Genomic DNA, 21,292 nt, shown 5'->3' on the forward strand with positions numbered 1-21,292 from the left:
TTTTAATAATCAGTCCATCGCCGCAGGGCCTGCGCCCCGGGCACGGCGTATTTCAGTCCGCCGCCACGATGGTGGTAAAACGCCCTTCGCCCCGCATCACGCGCGAGAAGGGTTCCTTCCCGTGAATGTTGAAGACCACGATGGGCAGGCGGTTCTCGCGCGCCAGGCTGATGGCGGCGGCATCCATGACATTGAGGTCATTGGCCAGCACATCGCGATAGGTCAGGGTGTCATAGCGCGTGGCATCGGGGTGCTTGCGCGGGTCGGCGGAATATACGCCATCGACCTGCGTGCCCTTGAACAGGGCGTCGCATTCCATTTCCGCTGCCCGCAGCGCGGCACCCGTATCGGTGGTGAAGAACGGGTTGCCGGTACCTGCGGCGAAGATCACCACCCGCCCCTTTTCCATATGCCGCACGGCGCGGCGGCGGATATAGGGCTCGGCGATGGAAGACATGTGGATGGCGGTCATGACCCGCGTGGGCACGCCGTGGCGCTCGAGCGAGTTCTGCATGAGCAGCGCGTTGATCACGGTAGCCAGCATGCCGGCGTAATCGCCCTGCGCACGGTCCATGCCCCGGGCCGCCGCCGCAACGCCACGGAAGATGTTGCCACCGCCAATGACAAGGCACACCTCAACCCCGGTCTGCGCTACGGCCGCCACGTCAACCGCAATGGCGTCAACCGTTGCCGGATCGACGCCGTAGGACCCGCTCCCCATCAGGGCCTCGCCTGACACCTTGAGCAGAACACGCTTGTATGACGGGGCGGGGGATTTGACGGGCTGGGTCATTGGGCCTCGGAACAGGTCAGGCAAACAGGGCTAGGGACGGGCAGGCCGCCCGGCCATGCCCTGTCATATAGACGGATGCCCCCCCCCCACAAGCCGATGATGCCGCTCTTTTAAGGATTCAGGAAATGTCATCCAGGCCGATGGCCCGCAGGCGGGCGCGCTCCTCGTCCCATCCCGCGCGTTCCTTCACGTTGAGGAAAAGGTGGCACGTGCGCCCCAGAAGGCGGCCAAGCTCGCGCCGCGCCTTTTCGCCAATGGCGCGAATCCGGCTGCCATGCTCGCCGATCAGGATCGCCTTGTGCGAGGCGCGCGTGACGTAGATCGTCACCTCGATGCGCACCGAGCCATCGGGCCGTTCCACGAAGCTTTCCGTCTCCGCCGTGGCGGCATAGGGCACTTCCTGGTGGGTCTGCAAAAACACCTGCTCGCGCACCATCTCGGCGGCCAGCAGGCGGTCGGGCAGGTCGGTCAGGTCATCTTCGGGGTAGAGATAGGGGCTCGTGGGCAGTTCGGCCGCCAGGCGGTCGAGCAGGTCGTCCACCCCCTCGCCCGAGCGCGCGCTAACCATGAACACATGCTCGACCGGCAGGATGGAGGAAAGCGCCGCCGTGAGCGGCAGAAGCGCGTCGCGCTTCACGAGGTCGGTCTTGTTGAGCACCAGCCACAGCCTGCGCTTCTGCTCGGCCAGGCGGGTGGCGATCGCGCGCAGCGCATCGGTCATGCCCGCGCGGGCATCGACGATGAGCAGCGTGATGTCCGCATCTTCCGAGCCGGTCCAGGCAGCGGCGACCATGGCGCGGTCGAGCTTGCGCTTGGGCTGGAAGATGCCCGGCGTATCGACAAGCAGCATCTGGGTCGTGCCGCGCATGAGAATGCCCAGCACCCTGAAGCGCGTGGTCTGCGCCTTGGGGCTGACGATGGACAGCTTGGTGCCCGCCATGCGGTTGAGCAGCGTGGACTTGCCCGCGTTGGGCGCCCCCACAATGGCCACGAAACCGCAGCGTGTCGTATGATCTGTATCCTGGCCGGTCATTGTCCCTGCCCTTTACGGTTCGTGGTTATGGCGGCCTGGCTGTCCACGCCCAACTGGCGCAGCAGGTCCGATGCGGCATCGCTTTCAGCCGCGCGCTTGCTGCCTGCAATGCCCTGGCCGGTCTTGCCCTGCGCATCGACCGCAATGACAAAACGCGGCGCGTGCGATGGCCCGTCCGATGAAACGACACGGTATTGCGGCAGCGGCAGGCCGCGCCCGAGCACCCATTCCTGCAACGCCGTCTTGGGGTCCTTGGGCGGGCGGGCCTGGGCTACGATGGCCTCGCGCCACATGCGCCGCACGAAGGCGCGGGCCGGGTCGAGCCCGCCATCAAGATAGAGCGCGCCGAGCAGCGCCTCGACCGCATCAGCCAGCACGGTGGCCATCTGCCGCACGCCTGCGCGCGCTTCATGCTCGGCTACGTCGAGCGCCGATTGCAGCCCCATCTCATGGGCCACCTGCGCCAGCACCGTGCGCGAGACCAGATGGGCATGCCGTGGGCCAAGGGCGCCTTCCTGCTCATCGGGGAAGCGCTCGAGCAGCCATTCGGCCATGACCAGCCCGAGCACCCGGTCCCCTATGAACTCGAGGCGCTCGTTCGATCCCGCCCCGCGCCGGGCCACACTGAGGCGCGTGCGGCGGTTGCCGCTGCGCTCATGCGCCGCCGAGCGGTGCGTGAGCGCACGCAGCAGCAGCTCGGGGCGGATGAAGTGATAGCCCAGGCACGCCTCCAGCCGCCTGATCTCGGCTGCGGGAACGCGCTCGACCTCCATGATCAGTGCACCCCCATGAACAGGCGGCCCCAGCGGATCTCGGTGGGCCAGTACCACACCTGCCAGAACGGGTGCGCGTTATCGACCGACATGAAGATCCACTTCGCCTGCCCCACCAGGTTCTCCATCGGCACGAAGCCGAGATCCTGCGGCTCATCGCCCATGAAGCGGCTGTCGGCGCTGTCGTCGCGGTTGTCGCCCATGGCGAAGAAATAGCCCGGCGGCACGACATATTCCGGCGTGTCGTTCTTGCCGCCCTCATCGGTCAGCTTCAGGATATCATGCGCCACCGGGCCATGGCCGCCACTGCCGGGCAGGATCTCGCGGTAGCGGTCGCCCTCCATGCGGGTGCGATGCTCGTCGATGGCGGCATAATCGCCCTCGGCCTCGCGGGGCACTTCGCTGCCGTTGAGGTAGAGCTTGCCCTCGCGCATCTGCACCGTATCACCCGGCAGGCCAACGATGCGCTTGATGTAGTCGATCGAGGTATCCTTGGTGAAGCGGAACACCGCCACGTCGCCGCGATGGGGCGTAGCGTTGAAGATCCGCCCCTCGAACAGGTTGGGTGCGCCTGGCAGCGCGAAATGCGAGTAGCCATAGCTGTATTTGGCCACCCAAACGTAATCGCCCACCTGCAGCGTCGGGATCATGGAGCCGGAGGGGATGTTGAACGGCTCGAACAGCACCGTGCGCACGGTCAGCGCCAGCACGCCGGCTATGACCACGGTGCGCACGAGTTCCATCAGCCCGCCGGAGCGGCGTTCGGTCTCGGCCTGCGAGAGAATTGTCTTGTTATCGTCCATTGACATGTCTGTATCTTCAATCCGGCTCTGGCATCGACCGGACAGGCTGCGCCGGACGAATAACGTGCGGATCAAGCCCACGCACGCCCTGCCTGTCAAGCATTGCCCAAGGGCGGCCTGCGGGCATCAGGCCGTGGCTGCCCTCTCCGCCATGATCATGACCTGAGCAAAGGCATAGGGGTGCTCATCGGTCATGGTCAGGAATATGCGGGCTTCATGGCCTGCGGGCAGCATGCTCTCAAGTCGTGCCTGCGCCCCGCCCGTAAGCCGCATGACCGGCTGCCCACCGGGCAGGTTTTCCACGCCAAGGTCGCTATGGAACACGCCACGGGCAAAGCCGGTGCCCAGCGCCTTGGCGCAGGCCTCCTTCGCCGCCCAGCGCTTGGCGTAGGTGCCAAGCCGCGCATTGCCCTGCCTGCGCGCGGCCGCCTGCTGCTCGCGCGCGGTGAACACGCGGGTGATGAAGCGCGTACCGTGCCGGGCGAGGACCGTCTCGATCCGCCGCGCATCGCACAGGTCCGAACCGATGCCGATCAGCATGGCCTGACTAACCCCTTGCCCGTTCAACCTGCACCACGCCCTTGGCGGCCCGCAGCGCCACCATGATGGCGGTCAGGTGCCGCAGGTCGCGCACCTCGATATCGGCAAGGATCTCCATGAATTCAAGCTGGCGGTTGACGATGCGCAGATTCATCATCACGCCCTCATGCTTGGCGGCGATGTTGGTCAGCGTGGCCAGCATGGCGGGCTCGTTGGCCGTGACCACGCTCAGCCGCCCGGTATGGTGGCCGGTGGCGTTGCGCGCGATCAGGTCGTAATCCCAGTCCAGGTCCATGAACCGCTCGGGGGTGGCGGCAAAGGTTTCCAGCGTCTGGCAGCCCAGCGTATGCACCGTAATGCCCTTGCCGGTGGAGACGATGCCCACGATCCGATCGCCCGGCAGCGGGTGGCAGCACCCGGCAAAATGCACCGCCATGCCAGCACCCACGCCCGCAAGCGCCATGCCGCCCGCAGCCGGCTTGCGCCGCCCCGGACCACCACCCAGCGGCCCGCCCGCAGGCGCACGCATGGACAGGCCCGGCACCATGCGCGGGGCGCGCGGGGCGCGGCGCAGTTCGGGGTAGGCAAGCTGCACCACCTCGCGCGCGGACTGGTTGCCATTGCCCACGGCCACGTACAGGTCAGCCACGCTTTGCAGGCGCAGGTCCTTGAGCAGGCTTTCGAGCACCTTTTCCGAGCCATCCACCCCTTCCTGCCGGAAGGCCTTGGCCAGCGCCACGCGGCCACTTTCCAGATGGGCCTCGCGCTGCTGCAGCGCCACATGACGGCGGATGCGCGCGCGCGCCTTGCCGGTGGCGACAAACCGCTCCCATGAGGGCGAGGGCGTGCCGCCACGCGCGGTCATGATCTCGACCTGATCGCCATTCTGCAACTCGTGGCGCAGCGGCATCAGGCGGCCATTGATGCGGGCACCCACGCAGGTATCACCCACCTGGCTGTGCACGGCATAGGCGAAATCAACCGGCGTCGCCCCGCGTGGCAGCGAGATCAGCTGCCCCTTGGGCGTAAAGCAGAAAACCTGATCCTGATAAAGTTCGAGCTTGGTGTTCTCGAGGAACTCATCGGGGGCCGATGAATCCTCAAGGATGTCGAGCAGGTCCTGCACCCAGCGCAGGCCCGAGACCACGCCTTTGGTCGCACCCGTTGCCGCCGCATCGGGCAACTGCTTGTACAGCCAGTGCGAGGCCACGCCGTTCTCGGCCACGTCGTGCATTTCCGCCGTGCGGATCTGCACCTCGATCTTCTGGTTGCGCGGGTGGCGCAGCGTCACCCCGGTATGCAGGCTCTGGTAGCCGTTGGCCTTGGGGGTGGAAATATAGTCCTTGAACCGCCCGGCAATGACCGGATAGGCGGCATGCACCGCGCCAAGCGCGATATAACAGGCCTCGCGCGAGGGCACGATGATGCGGAAGGCCATGATATCGGAAAGCTGCTCGAAGGCGACATTGCGCCGCTGCATCTTTTCCCAGATGGAATAGGGCGTCTTTTCCCGCCCCGTCACCTCCACGCCTTCCAGCCCGGCATCGATGCACAGGGCCTGAAGCTCGCGACGGATCTCCTCGATCACGTCGGCCCCCTGCCCGCGCAGGTAGTTGAGGCGTGCGCGGATGGTGGCCATCGCCTCGGGCTCGAGGGCGGCGAATGACAGGTTCTGGAGTTCGACCTTGACCTTGTCCATGCCGATACGGCCGGCAAGGGGGGCGTAGATCTCCATCGTCTCGCGCGCGATGCGCTGCCTGCGGTCGATGCGCTGCACGTAATGCAGGGTGCGCATGTTGTGCAGGCGGTCGGCGAGCTTGACGAGCAGCACGCGGATATCGCGCGACATGGCCAGCACGAGCTTGCGGAAATTCTCCGCCTGCTTGGTGCGATCGGACTGGAGTTCGAGCCGGGTGAGCTTGGTTACGCCATCAACAAGTTCGGCAACCGTATCGCCAAACTGTTCGCGCAGCTGCTTCTGGGTAACGCCGGTATCTTCCACCGTATCGTGCAGGAGCGCTGTCACGATCGAGGCGGTATCGAGATGGAAGCCCGCGAGAATGTTGGCCACGGCCAGCGGGTGGGTGATGTAGGGGTCGCCGTTATCGCGCGCCTGCCCCGCATGGGCAGCCTGGGCCACGGCAAAGGCCCGGCGGATCAGTTCCGCATCGGCGGTGGGGTCGTACGCATGGATGCGCCGGATCAGCCCCTCGCATGAAAGGGCGCGCTCCCCGCCCTCATGCCGGGCGGGAAGGGTGGCCGCAGGCGCAGCCACGCCACCCGTGACAGGCACGGGCAGGGAAGAAGATGTCGTTTCCGATCGGGTCGGGTCAGTCACCTTCCACCCTCTCGTCAGGTGTTATGGGCGCCAGAAATTACCGGCCCCGTCCGCTCAGGGCCGACTCAACCGATGCCTCGAGTTCTTCAGCCGACATGCCGCTGGTGGAATGACGGGCCTCTTCCTCGGCCGAGACATCCTGCAGGCCGAAGATGTTCTGCTCGGTCGGGATCAGGTCGACCACTTCCTCATCGGCAGGCTCGGGCTCGGGCGCACGGGCGAGCGAACGCACGAGGTCGCTGCGGATCTGCTCGAGGTTAATGGTCTGGTCCGCGATCTCGCGCAGGGCGACAACGGGGTTCTTGTCGTTATCGCGGTCAATCGTCATTTCCTCGCCGCGCGACAGGGCGCGGGCGCGCTGGGCTGCCAGCAGCACCAGTTCAAAACGATTGGGAACCCGCTCAACGCAGTCCTCGACAGTGACGCGTGCCATCAGGCCTGAACTCCGGTTGTTAAATAGGTGTGTTGATAAGAATTTACCTTATTACGCCCCTGCCTGTCGTGATGCAAGCCTTATGCGCCCTCCGGCCCCGCCATGCGGCTGATGGCCTGCCCCGCGACACCGGGCAGGAAGGCGTCAATCCCCTGCCCTGTCACCGGGTCGCGCCAGTCAGGCATGACATCGCGCAGCGGCAGCAGCACGAAGGCGCGCTGCGTCGCGCGCGGGTGGGGCACGATGGGGTCAGGCGCCGCGCGCACTAGCCCACCCATGGAGATGATGTCGAGATCAAGCGGGCGGGCGGCGTTGGCTACCGTGCGCCTGCGCCCGGCGGCGGCCTCTATGGCGTGCAGTTGCCCCAGCAGCCAGGCGGGGTCGACATCGCCCGCCATGCGCACGACTCCGTTCACGTAAGGGGGCTGGCCCGAGGGCGGCACCGGCGCGCTCTCGTACCACGCCGAGACGCCCACCACCGAAAGGCCGGGAATGCGGGCCAGTTCGTCCACCGCCCACAGGCAGGTCATGGCCGCAGTTTCACCACTTTCCCGTGGCAGGTTGGCGCCCACCGCAATAAAGGTGTCTGTGATGCAGGAGATGGATTGCGGCATCTTCATCTGGAAACTATGGTCCGGCAGCCTGCGCTCGGTTAGTAATCCGACCGTCAGGGAACTTCTGTGAGGATATCTGCTTCTATATAACCGGACCGATTGCTACCGCACAACTTCCACATCACAATAAAATACATGCCAGTCGAAATTTAACACGATCGCAACATATTCACTTTTTTGTTTCAGGGACTGAACACAAATGTTTTTTCAACCCGAGGAGCGGCTCTGCCTTTTTATTGATGGCACCAGCCTGTATTCCGCATCACGTAACCTTGGTTTCGAGGTTGATTACCGCAAGCTGCTGCAATTCTTCCGCTCGAAGTCAAACGTATTGCGGGCCTATTATTATTCTGCCGTGCTCGATACCGAGGAATACTCCCCCCTCAAGCCACTGACGGACTGGCTGGTCTATAACGGCTATTCCCTCGTGACCAAGAACGCGCGCGAGTTCATCGACCATAACGGTCGCCGCCGCGTGCGCGGCAACATGGACGTGGAACTCGCGGTGGACATGATGGAAATGGCGCCGCGCATCGACCATGCCGTGCTGTTCAGTGGTGATTCCGATTTCCGCCGCCTGCTTGAATCCGTGCAGCGCCAGGGCGTGCGCACCACCGTGGTCGGTTCGATCAAGACTACGCCGCCGCTGATTGGCGATGAACTGCGCCGTCAGGCCGACCAGTTTGTCGAACTGGCTGACATCGCCACCCACTTCATGCGCCGCCACCTTGAAAACCGCCCGCCACGCCACAACAACAACGCGCCCCCGCCGGTGCGCCACCCGGCGGACCAGATGAGCGAACAGGACGGCGACTGATACAAAAAACCCGCCCGGGCCAAGGCCCGGGCGGGTTTTTTACACAAACGGGTTTTTAACCCTCAGCCATCAAGCTGCAGGGCGGTACGGGTGCGTTCGCGCACCTGCGCGCACAGGGCCGCATCCTGCCCGAGCTTGATGCCATAGGAGGGCACCATCTCGCGCAGCCGTGCCTCCCATTGCGGCAGGCGGTCGGCAAAGCAGCGCTGCAGCACCGTGAGCATGATGGGGGCTGCGGTGGAGGCACCGGGCGAGGCACCAAGCAGCCCCGCGATGGACCCGCCGCCACCGGTCACGACCTCCGTGCCGAACTGCAATACGCCGCCCTTCTTGGCGTCTTTCTTGATGACCTGCACGCGCTGGCCTGCGGTAATCAGCTCCCAGTCCTCCTTGCGGGCGGTGGGCACGAAATCGCGCAGCGCCTTGAGCCGGTCCTCGTTGGACTGCATGACCTGCTGGATCAGGTATCGGGTCAGTGGCATGTTGTCGCGCGCGACCGCCATCATGGCCCCGATATTGTCCATGCGGATGGAGCGCGGCAGGTCCAGCCACGACCCCTGCTTGAGGAACTTGGTCGAGAACCCGGCATAGGGGCCAAACAGCAGGCCCTGCTTGCCATCGATCACGCGGGTATCGAGATGCGGCACCGACATGGGCGGCGCACCGACCGAGGCCTTGCCATACACCTTGGCATGGTGCTGGCTCACCACATCGGGGTTGGTGCAGCGCAGGAACTGCCCGCTGACGGGAAAGCCGCCAATGCCGCGCGCTTCGGGGATGCCGCTTTTCTGGAGCAGGTGCAGGGCGCCGCCGCCTGCGCCAACAAACACGAATCTGGCGCGCACCTTGCGTTCGCCCCCGCCATGCACGGCACGGACCGCGATATCCCACTGCCCGTCGCCCGTGGGGGTCAGATCCTCCACCTCATGGGCAAGGTTGAGGTCAAAGCCGGGCTTGCTGGACAGCAGGTCGATCAGGCGATGGGTCAGTGCGCCAAAATTCACGTCCGTGCCCGCCGGGTGCCATGTGGCGGCCAGGGGCTGGCCAGGCGCGCGGTCGTGCATGACCAGCGGCATCCACTGGCGCAACTGGGCTTCATCGGTGGTGAACGACATGCCCTCGAACAGCGGATGCTGCTGCAGGGCCGCGTAACGGCGGCGCAGGAAATCGACATTCTCCGCCCCCCACACAAAGCTCATGTGCGGAATGGGGTTGAGGAAATCACGCGGGGAAGCGATCTGCCCGGTCTCGACAAGATAGGACCAGAACTGGCGCGAAACCTGAAAGGCCTCGTTCACGTTCACGGCCTTGGAAATATCCACCGTGCCATCGGGGCGCAGGGGGGTGTAATTCAGCTCGCACAGGGCGGAATGGCCGGTGCCTGCGTTGTTCCAGCCATTCGAGCTTTCCAGCGCCACGTCATCAAGCCGCCCGAACAGGGCGATGGACAGGCCGGGCTCAAGCTGGCGCAGCAGGGCGCCGAGCGTTGCACTCATGATTCCACCACCAATCAGGACCACATCGTAAGTGGAGGCGGATGAGGGATTCGAGGTCATGGCATTCTCCGGATCGGCATCGGAAACCCGCTGCGTGACTGTTCATCGGCTGGACCGGGCAGCCTGCCCGGCGGCGCGGGACACCCGGCCTGATTACATTCATGTTGGCGCCGGTGGCACCCGGCGCGCCGGCCCCATGCGCAATGGGCAACCGGACTGTCAGCCCTTTCCTTGCCACCATGTGCGCCAGGGCGCTGCATCATCTCTACGCGAGGACGCCATATTACCGCCCCAATGGCCCCCGGCCGCCTGCCCCCGGCACGGCAAAAACCGGCCCGCGCGCAGGCGCTGGCCTTTCCCTACACGCATCGCGGCGCGCCGTCATCCGCACTGATCCATGTGCGTGGGCAGAGTCCCGCCATAGCCGTGGCGGATCATCACCGCCGCTACCATGCATGACAGCACGCGCACCGCCACCTGGTCGGCCCGGCTGGTCAGGATGACCGGCACGCGCATGCCCATGACAATGCCCGCCGCCTGCGCCTGCCCGATGAAGGTCATCTGCTTGGCCAGGATATTGCCCGCCTCAAGGTCGGGCACCACCAGAATATCCGCCAGCCCCGCCACGGGCGAGACCACGCCCTTGCAGCGCGCGGCCTCGGGGCTGACGGCGTTATCAAGGGCGAGCGGCCCGTCCAACACGGCGCCCGTGATCTGCCCGCGTTCGGCCATCTTGCACAGCACCGCCGCATCCAGCGTGGAGGGGAGTGCGGGGTTGACCACCTCCACTGCCGAGAGCACCGCCACCTTTGGCTGCGGCAGGCCCAGCATATGGGCGAGGTCGATGCTGTTCTGCACGATGTCGCGCCGGGTTTCGAGGTCAGGCGCGATATTGACCGCCCCATCGCTCACCAGCAGCACGCGCGGGGCCTGCGGGGCATCAAGCACATAGACATGGCTCATGCGCCGGGCCGTGCGCAGCCCGCCCTCGTGGTGGCCAAGTTCGTGCAGGAAAATGCGCGAATGCAGCGAGCCCTTCATCAACGCCGCCACCTCGCCATCCCGCGCCATGCGCACGCCGTGGCGCGCGGCGTCCTCCGCCGTGGGCAGGTCAATAAAAGCGCAGCCTGCAAGCGACACGCCCGATGCCGCAGCCATCTGGCGGATATGCGCCTCGGGCCCGATCAGCGCCGGCTGGGCCAGACTGTTTCGCGCCACCTCGGCCGCGGCCTCAAGGGCGGGCAGGCTGCACGGATAGACCACGCCCAGCCGCATGGGGGCATGGCCGGACAGGGTAAGGGCCAGATCATCAAAAAAACGCAGGCTACGCATCATGCCTTCTTTCGGGTTGCGGGCAGAACCTGCTCCCCTGATGCCACAGCCCCCCGTATCCGCCCGCCATCATCTTTATGCGAGGGCGCAACCACCCCCGCTCCGCATGACACAGATGTGACCGCTGGCTGCCCCGGTTTGCGGGCACGCCCGCACGCGCGCCACCGTTCAGACCCAGGGCTGCGCCACCTGCGCAACAGGGCGACCGGCACCCCCCGTGACAGGCCCCACGCCCCTCATGCATGCTGGGGCACAATAGGGGCACGCGGCCTGAACGGCGCCCACCATTACAAGGAGACTATCCATGTCCACCGCTTCCCTGATCGGTTTTGTAGGCTTTGGCGCCATGGCGTCGCGCATGGGGGCCAACCTGGCCAGGGCGGGCCATAAGCTCGTGGCCTATACCCCCTCGGGCAAGGGGGGCGATGGCAGCACGCGCTTCGTGCCCACGCCGCGCGCGCTGGCGCAGGAGGCGGATATCGTGATCGTGTGCGTGCCGGATGACGAGGCGCTCGAGGCTTCGCTGCAGGGGCCCGACGGCGCGCTGGCGGGCATGAAGCCCGGCGGGCTGCTCATCAACACCAGCACCGTCGCCCCCGAGACCTCCGTAGCCCTGGCCGAACAGGGCAAGGCGCTGGGGCTGAGCGTGATCGACGCGCCCGTGGCAGGCAGCACGCCAGAGGCGGAATCAGGCAATCTGGTCGTGCTCGCGGGCGGCACGGCAGACGAGATCAGCCGCGCCCGGCCGGTGTTTGACGCCATTGGCCGCCTGACCATCCACGCAGGCCCCGCCGGCAGCGGCTCGAAGCTCAAACTCGTCATCAACGGCATCATGGGCGCGACCCTGGCCGTGGTGGCCGAAGGCGTGACCTATGGCCTGGCATCGGGGCTGGAGCGCGACATGCTGTATGACGCGCTTGATGCGGTGCCGGTCATCTCGCCACACCACAAGCGCAAGCTCAAGGCTGCGAAGGCAGGCGATTTCAGCCCGCAATTCCCCACTCGCCTCATGCAGAAGGACATGCGCCTGCTGCTGACCGATGGCGCCCGCCAGATGGCCCCCCTGCCCGCCATGGCCGCCGCCACCCAGAGCCTGTCGCTTACCCGCAGGCGCTACCCCAACGAGGATTATTCCGCCCTGTTCGCCGTGATGGAAGCCATGGTGGCCAATACGCCCTGAGAAAAGGCCGCCTGTATCAAAATGTTCTGGTGCAGCTTTTTCTGAACAAGGGTGGCACCAAAAGCTTTTGTTTTCATCAATATGCGGGTTCCAGGCCCACTTCAGATCCGCCCGCGCATCCGGGCTGCCATGACCGCCAGCCTGTCGCCCATGCCACGTGGCGGGCTTGCAGGCAGGGCGCGGGCTTTCATGTCGCGCAGGCCCATTACTGCGGGCAGGCTGGCCGCAAGGGCCGGGTGCGGCAGGCGTCCGCCCATGCGCGCCTGCGCCAGCCAGTCCTGTCCCTGCTGGCGCAATTTCATACGCAGGGCCTCGATCTGGCCGGGGCTGGCGTGGCCGGTGCGCAACCCGTCGCGCGTAAGACCCGCGTCAGCCAGCATGTCGTCTGGCAACGGGCAGCGGCCTGCGGCCAGCACGGCAGGCAGGTAACGCACCAGCGCCCCCACCCCGTACACCCCGCCATACAGGCGCACCCGCTCCAGCACCGGGCCAGCCTCGACGCCTGCCGCCATGGCCATGGCCACCTGCACGCCACCTGCGCCCGCCAGCATCGCAGCCTGCCAGTTTTCGCGGTCTGGCAGGCCGTCGAGTTCATTCTCGCGGGCCGTGATGATGGCCTCGATCGTGTCGCGCCGCACCCGCCCTTCGGCCAGCAGGCCAAGCAGCGCGCGGGCGGTGTCGTGGCGCTGGGCGTTGCCGCTTTCCACCACGTCGCGCCACCATTGCAGGCGGATCAGCCCAGCCATCGGCCCCGCCACCGACCACGAGGCAGGCGTTGCCACGGCACGCACGCATTCATGGTTGAAGGCGATCAGCACCATCGCCGCAGCCCTTGCGGCAGCAGGCAGGAACAGCGCGCAGAAGAAACGGTCCGGGTCAGCCGCGCGGGCGGCATGCAGCATGGACACGCCATCGTGCGCGACATGGGATGCATCCATCGGGCCGGTCATGGCGTTTGGTTCCGAAGGCATGGGAGGCGCACGTTCATATGTCCGTCACTTGACGCACCGGGCGCGCCCCCATAGCAATCTTGGTATGGCGGCCACGTGCCGCCCCTTGCAATTCCCAGGAGAATGTTCATGGCTTTCGAATTGCCGTCCCTTCCCTTCGCCTACAATGCCCTTGCCAACCGTGGCATGTGCCAGGAAACGCTGGAACTCCATCATGACAAGCACCATCAGGCCTATGTGACGGCGCTGAACGGGTTTGTCGAATCCAAGCCGGAACTGCAGGGCAAGTCGCTTGAGGAAATCATCCTCATGGTCAAGGGCAAGCCCGACCTTGCCCCCGTGTTCAACAATGCGGGACAGCACTGGAACCACATCCTGTTCTGGCAGAACCTGGCCCCCAAGGGCGGCGTGATCCCCGATTCCCTGAGCAAGAAGATCGTTGAGGATCTGGGCAGCATCGAGAAGTTCAAGGCTGACTTCAAGGCCGCTGCCGCCTCGCAGTTCGGCTCGGGCTGGGCGTGGCTGGTTCTGGGCTCCGACGGCAAGCTGAAGGTGACCAAGACCGCCAACGGCTCCAACCCGCTGGCCGAAGGCCAGGGCAAGGTGCTGCTCGGCCTCGATGTGTGGGAGCACTCCTACTACCTCGACTTCCGCAACCGTCGCCCCGACTACATCGTCAACTACCTCGACCAGCTCGCCAACTACGAGTTTGCCGAGGCGCAGCTTCAGTCCGCCTGATCGCGCATCAGGCACATCGGCTACGGAAAACCCGGCTTCGCGCCGGGTTTTTTGTATCTATCGCTTTTCGGGCGGGGCATCGCAGCCCAGCGCGCGCAGCTTCGTGCCGCGCATGAGTTCCGCCTCGATCTGCTCCAGCGTCATGCCCCGCGTCTCGGGCACGCGCAGCACCACCATGACCATGAATGCCGCATTGAGCGCCGCATAGACCCACAGCACCCTGCCCGCGCCCAGCACCTCAAGCCCGGTGAGGAAGGTGGCGCTGACCAGCATGTTGGCGATCCAGTTCGCGCAGGTGGAGCACGCCATGCCGAACTCGCGCCCGCGCAGCGGCAGGATTTCGGCGCAGAGCAGCCACGCCAGCGGCCCGGCTGAAAACGCGAAGGCCGCGACAAACACCAGCATGCACACCCCCATGAGCAGCCGCAGCCCCGGCATGGGCGGCACGCCGCCTGCCAGGATCATGGCCTGCCCCGCCATGGCCAGCGCCATGACCGCGAATCCGCCAATCAGCATGGGCCTGCGCCCAATCCGGTCCACCCAGAACGTGGCGACACAGGTGGAAAGCAGGTTGATGACCCCCACCCCCACCGGCCCCCACACCTGCACGTAATGGCTGTAGCCCACCAGCCCGATGATATAGGGCGCATAGTACAGCACCGCATTGATGCCCGAGAACTGCTGCGCCACCTGCAGGCCCACCGCCAGCCACATGGCGCGGCGGCAGTTGGGGTCGTTCATGAAATTGCCGATTCCGTCCTTGCGCGCCGCCAGCCGGGCCATGATGGCGTTGCGCTCGGCCATGACCAGCCGGGGCAGGCCGCGCAGTTCGATCAGCACGCGCCGCGCGTCACGCTCACGCCCCTGGGCAAGCAGCCAGCGCGGGCTGGGCGGCAGGAACATGACCCCCATCATGAACACGAGGCCCGGAAACCCCACGATGCCCAGCATCCACCGCCACACGCCAAAATAGGAGAACAGCCCGTCCGACACGAACGCCGCCAGCAACCCGCACGAGATCATGAGCTGATAGCCCAGAATCATCGCCCCCCGGCGGCCGGAATCGGCAATCTCGGCAATATAGAGCGGGGTGGTAAACGTGGTGGCTCCGGTGGCCACGCCCAGCAGCAGGCGGGCGAACAGAAGCATGCCGAACGATGAGGCCTCGGCGCACATCAGCGGGCCGATGACGAACAGCCCCGCCGTGAGCACCAGCGTGCGCTTGCGCCCCCATGCGTGCGAAAGCCATGCGGCGACGATCACGCCAAGGGCCGCGCCGAGCAGCATGATGGCCACGATCGATTCGCGCTGCAGGTCGGATAGGGTGAATTCCTGCGCGATCAGGTCGAGCGCGCCGGACATGACCCCTGTATCCAGCCCGAACAGGATGCCCGAAAGGGCTGCCAGCCCCCCGATCAGTCCCGCGCGGCCACGTATGGCCGGAGAATGGTGGGTGGCTGCAGGTTGGCCTGTCTGCGCGATACCGGGCTGCCTGTGCATCCTGCCTGCTCCTGCTGTTGACAGCAGCAACGATGCAGCCAGAGGGAAGTTCGCCCCAATCCGGGGCGAACATGAAGGCGTGGGGTGCGATCAGCCCTTTTTGGCGGTCTTTTCGGGCGTGCTGTCATTGGCGGGGGTGGCAGCGCTGGTAATGACCGAGCTGATGGTGTCGCGCAGCACGCTCACGCGCACGCCCGGCGCGATCTCGACCTCGACCTCGTTCGACTCCGCCGAGACCTTCTGCACCACGCCGATGATGCCGCCAGCCGTCAGCACCCGGTCGCCCCGGCGCAGCGCGGAAAGCTGGCCGCGCAACTGCTTCTGCTTGACCTGCTGCGGGCGGATGAGCAGGAAATAGAAAATGCCGAACATGGCCACATAGGGCAGCACCGCCATGATGCCATCGCCGCTCAGCAGGCCGCCACCAGTAGCCTGTGCATGGGCGGGCGTAGTCAGTAAGTCATTGAAAATAGAGGCCATTGCAATCTTTCCGGCAGAATGAAGGGTTGAACGGGTTGCAGGTTTGACATGCGGACCATAGTTTTCGCCTGTTTCCCGTCAAGGCGTTCGCCTGGCCCGTGTCAGCCAACGCGCTCCGGATTGCCCGGTGGCATGCGCCACCGCCCTGTCATGCCCGAAATCAGGATCGACGATGGACCAGACCACCCTCCCCGTTCTCGCACGCATTGCCGCGGCCCTCGAGCGCCTCTCGCCCCCCGCGCCCTCGCTTGCCGGGCTGGAGCAGGCAGATGCCTTCATCTGGCACCCTGCCCTTGGCCGCCTGACCCCCGTGGCCCACGTGGCGCATGTGGAGATGGGGCTTTTGCAGGGCATCGACCGGCAGCGCCAGATGCTGCTCGACAACACGCTGCACTTCGCGCACGGCCTGCCCGCCAACAACGCCATGCTGTGGGGCGCGCGCGGCATGGGCAAGTCCTCGCTCGTCAAGGCAGCGCATGCCCAGGCCAACCTTGTTGATGGCAAACCCGCGCCCCAGGGCAAGGGGCTGCTGGTGCTTGTCGAGATCCAGCGCGAGGATCTGTCCACCCTGCCCGACCTGCTTGCCCTGCTGCGTGAAAGCCCACGCCGGTTCATCGTGTTCTGCGATGACCTGTCGTTCGAGCGCGAGGATGCGGACTACAAGGCCCTGAAATCCGTGCTTGATGGCGGCATTGCGGGGCGGCCACACAACGTGCTGTTCTATGCCACGTCGAACCGCCGCCACCTCATGCCGCGCGAGATGATCGAGAACGAAAGCTCGAGCGCCATCAACACATCCGAGGCAACGGAGGAAAAGGTCTCGCTTTCCGACCGTTTCGGGTTATGGATCGGCTTTCACAACTGCGCGCAGGATACCTTCATGGACATGGTCCGCGCCTATGCGAAGGAACGCGCCCTGCCGATCAGCGATAAGGATCTCGTGCGCCGCGCCAATGCGTGGTCGCTCGGCCGCGGGGGGCGCTCGGGGCGCGTGGCCTTCCAGTTCATCGAGGATCTGAGCGCGGAACTTTCTGCCCGGCCATGATCCATCACAAGGATTGATCCGTGCGGCTGCTGGCATGCTGGGCGTGTTCCATCTCCCCCGATGGGTCACCACAGGCCAGCACAAGGTCCGATGCGAAAGGATGCGCCGACTACGTTACAAAACATGACGGCACTGAACCATTTGCCCTGCCCGTAAAAAACATCCTTAATATCGCCATGGCGGCAGGATAATGTTCGGAATGCGTCGCAATATATGTTGTACCCGACGTCCTGCCCATGGCACATCCGGCTGCCATGCCCTGTTAACAGTCAAGAGAGACAATGGATCAGTCGTTACCGCCTGACAGCATGCAGTCCTCCGCCCCGGCCAGCGGGCGGGATCTGCGCCGAATCCGTGCCAACCCCGATTTCTGGTATCCCGTTGCCTGGTCACGGGAACTGAAACCCGGCAAAACCATTGGCACCCGCTATGCGGGCCAGCCCATTGCCCTCATCCGCCCGCGTGAAGGGGGCAGCGTTTTCGCGCTTGAAGACCGCTGCGCCCACCGGCAGGTGCCCCTGAGCAAGGGCACGGTCAAGGGCGACTCCGTGCAGTGCTGTTATCACGGCTGGGCCTATGGCCGCTCGGGCCGATGCATTGACGTGCCCTATCTGGGCAAGGGCAAGCTGCCCAACGGCGTGCGCACCTACCCCGTGCGCGAGGTTGACGGGCTGATCTTCGTTTTCCCCGGTGATCCGGCCAAGGCGGAGGCAACGCCCTTCCCGCGCCTGGCGGAGGTGGCGAACCCCGCCTACAAGACCCGCCGCTTTGGGCAGCTGGTGCATTGCCACTACAGCTTCATGCACGAGAACCTGATGGATATGAACCATCAGTTCATGCACATGAAGCAGATGGGCCAGATGAAGCCGCGCTTCCTGGGCCAGGAACGCGGCCCCGGCCTGGTGGAGGCGCGCTACAGCTTTGCGCGCACAAGCGGCAAGCAGCCGATTGGCGAGGCGCTGATCTTTGGCCAGAAGCGCGATAACAGCGAGAAATTCGCCCATCGCGATGTCATGACCATCCGCACCACCTATCCCTACCAGACCCTTCATATCCAGACAGGCGACAACCCGCCGGTCATGGATCTGTGGATTGCCTACGTGCCGCAGGATGAGGCGGAACTGACCAACCGCGTGTTTGGCCTGCTCTCCATCAAGCGGCCCGGCATTCCCGGCGTGCTGGACCTGGCCTGGCCGTTCCTGACCGCGTTCACCGAGCGGATCTTCCGCGAGGACCGCGAGATCGTGGAACTGGAGCAGAATGCCTGGTACGAGCAGGGCGGCGACCGCAACCAGGAAATCTTCCCGGTCATCAACAACCTGCGCTCCCTGCTGGTTGAATGCGGCCTGCCCGCGCAGGATGATACGCCCGCACCGGTTGCACGGGGTGCGGCCTCGGCATGATGGATCAGGGGGGACATGGTTCGGCCACCTTACTTGAGGCCGGCGAATATCGCCTGCGTGAAGTCCGCACATCTGATGCGGGCACGATGCACAGGCTGATCAATGACTGGAGCGTGGTGCGGATGCTCAGCCGCGTTCCTTTCCCCTATTCGCTGGCCATGACCGAGGACTGGATCGCCTCCACCATCGAACAGTCGCAGCATGGCGAGGCCTATCACTTCGCCATCACCTGCCCCCAGTCCGACCAGCCCGATGCCCTGATCGGCTGCATCGGGCTGCGCATCAACGCGGCCGACCGCTCGTGCTCGCTGGGCTACTGGGTGGGCCGCGCGCACTGGAACCGCAAGGTGGCCAGCACCACGGCGGGCCGACTTGCGCGCTGGGCGCTGGCCAACCTGCCGGTGGACCGGCTCACCGCATCCGCAGCACACGACAATCATGCCTCGATCGCGGTGCTCAGGCGCATCGGCTTTCGAGAAAATGGCGTCAGCACGCAGGAATTCGTCTCACGCGGGGGAGAATACCCGGTGCGCCTGTTCGAGGCGCGGCATGCCGACCTGTCAGGCGAGGAGATGATGGAAGAGACCGAAGCAGGCGATACGCGCCGGATCGTGCTGGTGGCCGCCGTGGCGCTAGTGGATTCGGATGCCCGCGTGCTGCTGGCCCGCAGGCCCGAAGGCAAGTCCATGGCCGGGCTGTGGGAGTTCCCCGGCGGCAAGGTGGAAGCGGGCGAAACCCCCGAGGCCGCCCTGATCCGCGAACTTGATGAGGAACTGGGGCTGGACGTGGCGCGCTCGTGCCTCGCCCCCTTCACCTTCGTCTCGCATGATTACGGGCATTTTCACCTGCTCATGCCGGTTTATGTCTGCCATCGGTGGAAGAACACGCCCACTGCGCGCGAAGGGCAGAAGCTGGAATGGGTGCCCGCCGAGAAACTGCGCGACTACCCCATGCCCGATGCCGACCGCCCGCTGATCCCGCTTTTGCAGGATCTGTTGTAGGAACCGGGCCGCTCATGCAGCCACCGGGGAGGCATATGATCCACCCCGGACAGCCTGCGTGCAGGCCACAAAAGCGGCCCGTTTTGATCCGACGGTCAAAATTCACCGGGACCATGACGGATAAGAAACAATAAAAGTGTCCGGGGCCGCCTTTTCCAGAAAAAAGGCGGCGGGATGGGAAGCTTTTTTGAAAAAAGCTCCACCAAAAATTTCGTTTTATTGTCAGCATTTTATGGGCATCGCCTACCCCAAATTCTATCCCGGCTGGGCATCAGACGCACGGGCAGGGAAGGCATGCGGCACCTGCCCCGGCACATCCACGCGCAGGCTGAACAGGCTGCCTGCCTGCGGGTAGCGGGCCAGCACGTCATCAGGCGTGTTCTTGCGCGCCGTGGTGACGTACAGCGTGCGCAGGTCCGCCCCGCCAAAGGCCACCTTGGTCACGTTTTGCGCTGGCATGGCAATCGGCTCAAGCCGCGTGCCATCGGGGCGGAAGCGCTCGATCCGCCCGCCATTCCACACACCCACCCACAGCGTGCCCGCGCTGTCCACCACCACGCCATCGGGGTAGCCATCTTCCACGCGGGCAAAGACCCGCCGGTTCGACAGGCTGCCATCAGCCGCAAGGTCAAACACGTAAATCACGCCCGCAGGCGAATGGTTATGATAGAGCCGCGTGCCATCGGGCGAGATGCCGGGGCCGTTGGTTACGACATAACCTTCGTCATGCCGCAGCAGGTCAAGTCCGTGCGCCTGCCGGGTCACGGAATACAACGCGCCGGAGGGCGTGCCCTCGCCATCATCCATGGTGCCGAACCACAGTCGCCCTCTGGAATCGACGCAGCCATCATTGATGCGGTTGCCCGGATGCTCCGGCTCGATTGCCAGCATGCGCTCGAACGCGCCGGTGCGCGGATCAAGCCGGTAAAGCCCATCTTTCAGCCCGCAGACCAGCGTGCCGTCACTGACCGGCACGACAAAGCCGGGCCGCGCCGGTGCCTGCCACGACGCCTTTGCCCCGCTGGCGGGGTCCAGCCGGTGGATGGCCTGCCCTACGATATCGACAAAATAGAGCGCCTGCTCGCGCGTGGACCACACCGGTCCCTCACCAAGTTGCGCCCTGATATCCCATACGCAGCAGGGGTGTTGCGTGGCTGGCGTGTTCATGCGTTCTCCTTTGGGTTAAGCTGGGGGTCGTTACAGGGTGGAGCCAGAATGCGCCCGCCCGCAACCAAGTGGAATGCCGATCATGAACCCCACCGCCTGCCTGCTGGTCATTGGCAACGAAATCCTGTCCGGCCGGACACAGGATGTAAACGTGCAGTATATTGCCCGCCGCCTGTCGGAAACCGGCATCACGCTCAGCGAGGTACGGATCATTCCCGACATCCGCGCCGTCATTGTCCGTAACGTGACCGAGGCGCGGGCAGCATATGACAATGTGTTCACCACCGGCGGCATCGGACCAACGCATGATGACATTACCTCCGCCTGCGTTGCGGAATCGTTCGGCGTACCGTGGGTGCACCACCCCGAGACCTTCAGCCTGCTAGAAGCCCATTTCGCGCCTGGTGAGTTCAATGCCGCCCGCCAGCGCATGGCCACCATGCCGCAGGGGGCAACACCCATCCGCAATGCGGTTTCGGTGGCACCCGGCTTTACCATGGGCAACGTGCATGTGATGGCGGGCGTGCCCCGCATCATGCGCGCGATGTTTGAGGAAGTGCTGCCCACCCTGCCCCACGGCACGCCCGTTACCTCACAGGCATGGCATGCCAATGGCCTGTATGAAGGCACGCTCGCCGCCCCGCTCGAGGCGATACAGGAGCGCTACCCCGCCATTGACATCGGCTCCTACCCCTACCGGCTTGATGAGAGCCAGCGCGGGGTGTGCCTGCTATGCAAGGGTACGGACACGCAGGCCGTAAGCGAAGCCGCCACCGCCGTGCGCGATCTGATTACCCGCCTTGGCTTCGCGCCGCTGCCGGGCGAGCCTGCCAAGGGCTGAACTGATTGAAAAAAT

General features: G+C 65.2%; 21 protein-coding genes. 7 read left to right on the forward strand and 14 right to left on the reverse strand.

The window, feature by feature from the left end:
- Positions 1-52: 52 nt before the first annotated feature.
- The 8 genes from pyrH to folK all read right to left on the reverse strand — a co-directional run bounded on the left by pyrH (position 53) and on the right by folK (position 7,333).
- Positions 53-793 (reverse strand): UMP kinase, encoded by a 741-nt coding sequence (pyrH, locus tag R5N89_RS10720; RefSeq protein ID WP_110566672.1) that lies wholly within the window; start codon positions 791-793, stop codon positions 53-55.
- 118 nt (positions 794-911) lie between these two features.
- Positions 912-1,826 (reverse strand): GTPase Era, encoded by a 915-nt coding sequence (era, locus tag R5N89_RS10725; RefSeq protein ID WP_110566674.1) that lies wholly within the window; start codon positions 1,824-1,826, stop codon positions 912-914.
- Positions 1,823-2,599 carry a ribonuclease III gene (rnc, locus tag R5N89_RS10730; RefSeq protein WP_110566676.1) on the reverse strand — a complete coding sequence of 259 codons (777 nt, stop codon included), beginning with the start codon at positions 2,597-2,599 and terminating at the stop codon, positions 1,823-1,825. Before rnc ends, era begins: the two co-directional genes overlap by 4 nt.
- A gap of 2 nt (positions 2,600-2,601) precedes the next feature.
- Complete coding sequence (gene lepB / locus R5N89_RS10735; RefSeq protein ID WP_373320370.1) at positions 2,602-3,408, reverse strand: signal peptidase I; 807 nt, start codon at positions 3,406-3,408, stop codon at positions 2,602-2,604.
- Positions 3,409-3,528: 120 nt separating this feature from the next.
- Entirely contained in the window at positions 3,529-3,942 is a 414-nt protein-coding gene (gene acpS / locus R5N89_RS10740; RefSeq protein WP_110566680.1) for a holo-ACP synthase, read from the reverse strand.
- A gap of 7 nt (positions 3,943-3,949) precedes the next feature.
- Positions 3,950-6,241 carry a bifunctional (p)ppGpp synthetase/guanosine-3',5'-bis(diphosphate) 3'-pyrophosphohydrolase gene (locus R5N89_RS10745; protein WP_110566921.1) on the reverse strand — a complete coding sequence of 764 codons (2,292 nt, stop codon included), beginning with the start codon at positions 6,239-6,241 and terminating at the stop codon, positions 3,950-3,952.
- 76 nt (positions 6,242-6,317) lie between these two features.
- Positions 6,318-6,713, reverse strand: a complete 396-nt coding sequence (gene rpoZ / locus R5N89_RS10750; RefSeq protein WP_110566682.1) for a DNA-directed RNA polymerase subunit omega — start codon at positions 6,711-6,713, stop codon at positions 6,318-6,320.
- Between the two features lie 80 nt (positions 6,714-6,793).
- A complete protein-coding gene (gene folK / locus R5N89_RS10755; RefSeq protein WP_244192021.1) occupies positions 6,794-7,333 on the reverse strand; it encodes a 2-amino-4-hydroxy-6-hydroxymethyldihydropteridine diphosphokinase in 540 nt (179 codons plus the stop codon).
- A 193-nt stretch (positions 7,334-7,526) separates the two neighbouring features.
- Between folK and R5N89_RS10760 the strand changes: the two genes are divergently transcribed.
- Entirely contained in the window at positions 7,527-8,144 is a 618-nt protein-coding gene (locus R5N89_RS10760; RefSeq protein WP_110566684.1) for an NYN domain-containing protein, read from the forward strand.
- Between the two features lie 62 nt (positions 8,145-8,206).
- On the opposite strand, the gene R5N89_RS10765 is transcribed toward R5N89_RS10760, so the two are convergent.
- Positions 8,207-9,700 carry a malate:quinone oxidoreductase gene (locus R5N89_RS10765; RefSeq protein ID WP_110566686.1) on the reverse strand — a complete coding sequence of 498 codons (1,494 nt, stop codon included), beginning with the start codon at positions 9,698-9,700 and terminating at the stop codon, positions 8,207-8,209.
- 321 nt (positions 9,701-10,021) lie between these two features.
- Positions 10,022-10,975, reverse strand: coding sequence for a bifunctional enoyl-CoA hydratase/phosphate acetyltransferase (locus R5N89_RS10770; protein WP_110566688.1), 954 nt, complete (start codon positions 10,973-10,975; stop codon positions 10,022-10,024).
- 301 nt (positions 10,976-11,276) lie between these two features.
- Here R5N89_RS10770 and R5N89_RS10775 point away from each other — a divergent pair, with 301 nt between their 5' ends.
- The gene (locus tag R5N89_RS10775; protein ID WP_110566690.1) at positions 11,277-12,152 is read left to right on the forward strand and encodes an NAD(P)-dependent oxidoreductase; all 876 of its coding nucleotides are present in this window, start codon (positions 11,277-11,279) and stop codon (positions 12,150-12,152) included.
- Positions 12,153-12,253: 101 nt separating this feature from the next.
- Here the strand turns inward: R5N89_RS10775 and R5N89_RS10780 are convergent, their stop codons facing one another.
- Positions 12,254-13,102 carry a squalene/phytoene synthase family protein gene (locus R5N89_RS10780; protein WP_244192039.1) on the reverse strand — a complete coding sequence of 283 codons (849 nt, stop codon included), beginning with the start codon at positions 13,100-13,102 and terminating at the stop codon, positions 12,254-12,256.
- A gap of 129 nt (positions 13,103-13,231) precedes the next feature.
- Between R5N89_RS10780 and R5N89_RS10785 the strand changes: the two genes are divergently transcribed.
- Positions 13,232-13,840, forward strand: coding sequence for a superoxide dismutase (locus tag R5N89_RS10785; RefSeq protein ID WP_110566925.1), 609 nt, complete (start codon positions 13,232-13,234; stop codon positions 13,838-13,840).
- Between the two features lie 57 nt (positions 13,841-13,897).
- Here the strand turns inward: R5N89_RS10785 and R5N89_RS10790 are convergent, their stop codons facing one another.
- Both R5N89_RS10790 and yajC read right to left on the reverse strand, forming a co-directional pair.
- Positions 13,898-15,340 carry a sugar porter family MFS transporter gene (locus tag R5N89_RS10790; RefSeq protein WP_110566694.1) on the reverse strand — a complete coding sequence of 481 codons (1,443 nt, stop codon included), beginning with the start codon at positions 15,338-15,340 and terminating at the stop codon, positions 13,898-13,900.
- Between the two features lie 90 nt (positions 15,341-15,430).
- Positions 15,431-15,820 (reverse strand): preprotein translocase subunit YajC, encoded by a 390-nt coding sequence (yajC, locus tag R5N89_RS10795; protein ID WP_110566696.1) that lies wholly within the window; start codon positions 15,818-15,820, stop codon positions 15,431-15,433.
- 172 nt (positions 15,821-15,992) lie between these two features.
- Between yajC and R5N89_RS10800 the strand changes: the two genes are divergently transcribed.
- From R5N89_RS10800 to mutT, 3 genes are all read left to right on the forward strand, one after another.
- Positions 15,993-16,865: an ATP-binding protein gene (locus tag R5N89_RS10800; protein WP_110566698.1), complete on the forward strand. Its 873-nt coding sequence runs from the start codon at positions 15,993-15,995 to the stop codon at positions 16,863-16,865.
- A 281-nt stretch (positions 16,866-17,146) separates the two neighbouring features.
- Positions 17,147-18,268, forward strand: coding sequence for an aromatic ring-hydroxylating dioxygenase subunit alpha (locus R5N89_RS10805; protein ID WP_373320369.1), 1,122 nt, complete (start codon positions 17,147-17,149; stop codon positions 18,266-18,268).
- On the forward strand, positions 18,265-19,269 hold the full coding sequence (mutT, locus tag R5N89_RS10810) for an 8-oxo-dGTP diphosphatase MutT (protein WP_110566700.1): 1,005 nt from the start codon (positions 18,265-18,267) through the stop codon (positions 19,267-19,269). The genes R5N89_RS10805 and mutT overlap by 4 nt, the downstream gene beginning before the upstream one ends.
- Before the next feature lie 255 nt (positions 19,270-19,524).
- On the opposite strand, the gene R5N89_RS10815 is transcribed toward mutT, so the two are convergent.
- Complete coding sequence (locus tag R5N89_RS10815) at positions 19,525-20,436, reverse strand: SMP-30/gluconolactonase/LRE family protein (RefSeq protein WP_110566702.1); 912 nt, start codon at positions 20,434-20,436, stop codon at positions 19,525-19,527.
- An 82-nt stretch (positions 20,437-20,518) separates the two neighbouring features.
- Between R5N89_RS10815 and R5N89_RS10820 the strand changes: the two genes are divergently transcribed.
- Complete coding sequence (locus R5N89_RS10820) at positions 20,519-21,277, forward strand: molybdopterin-binding protein (protein ID WP_110566929.1); 759 nt, start codon at positions 20,519-20,521, stop codon at positions 21,275-21,277.
- Positions 21,278-21,292: the final 15 nt, after the last annotated feature.

This window comes from Komagataeibacter sucrofermentans DSM 15973 (assembly GCF_040581405.1).
Lineage (GTDB): Bacteria > Pseudomonadota > Alphaproteobacteria > Acetobacterales > Acetobacteraceae > Komagataeibacter > Komagataeibacter sucrofermentans.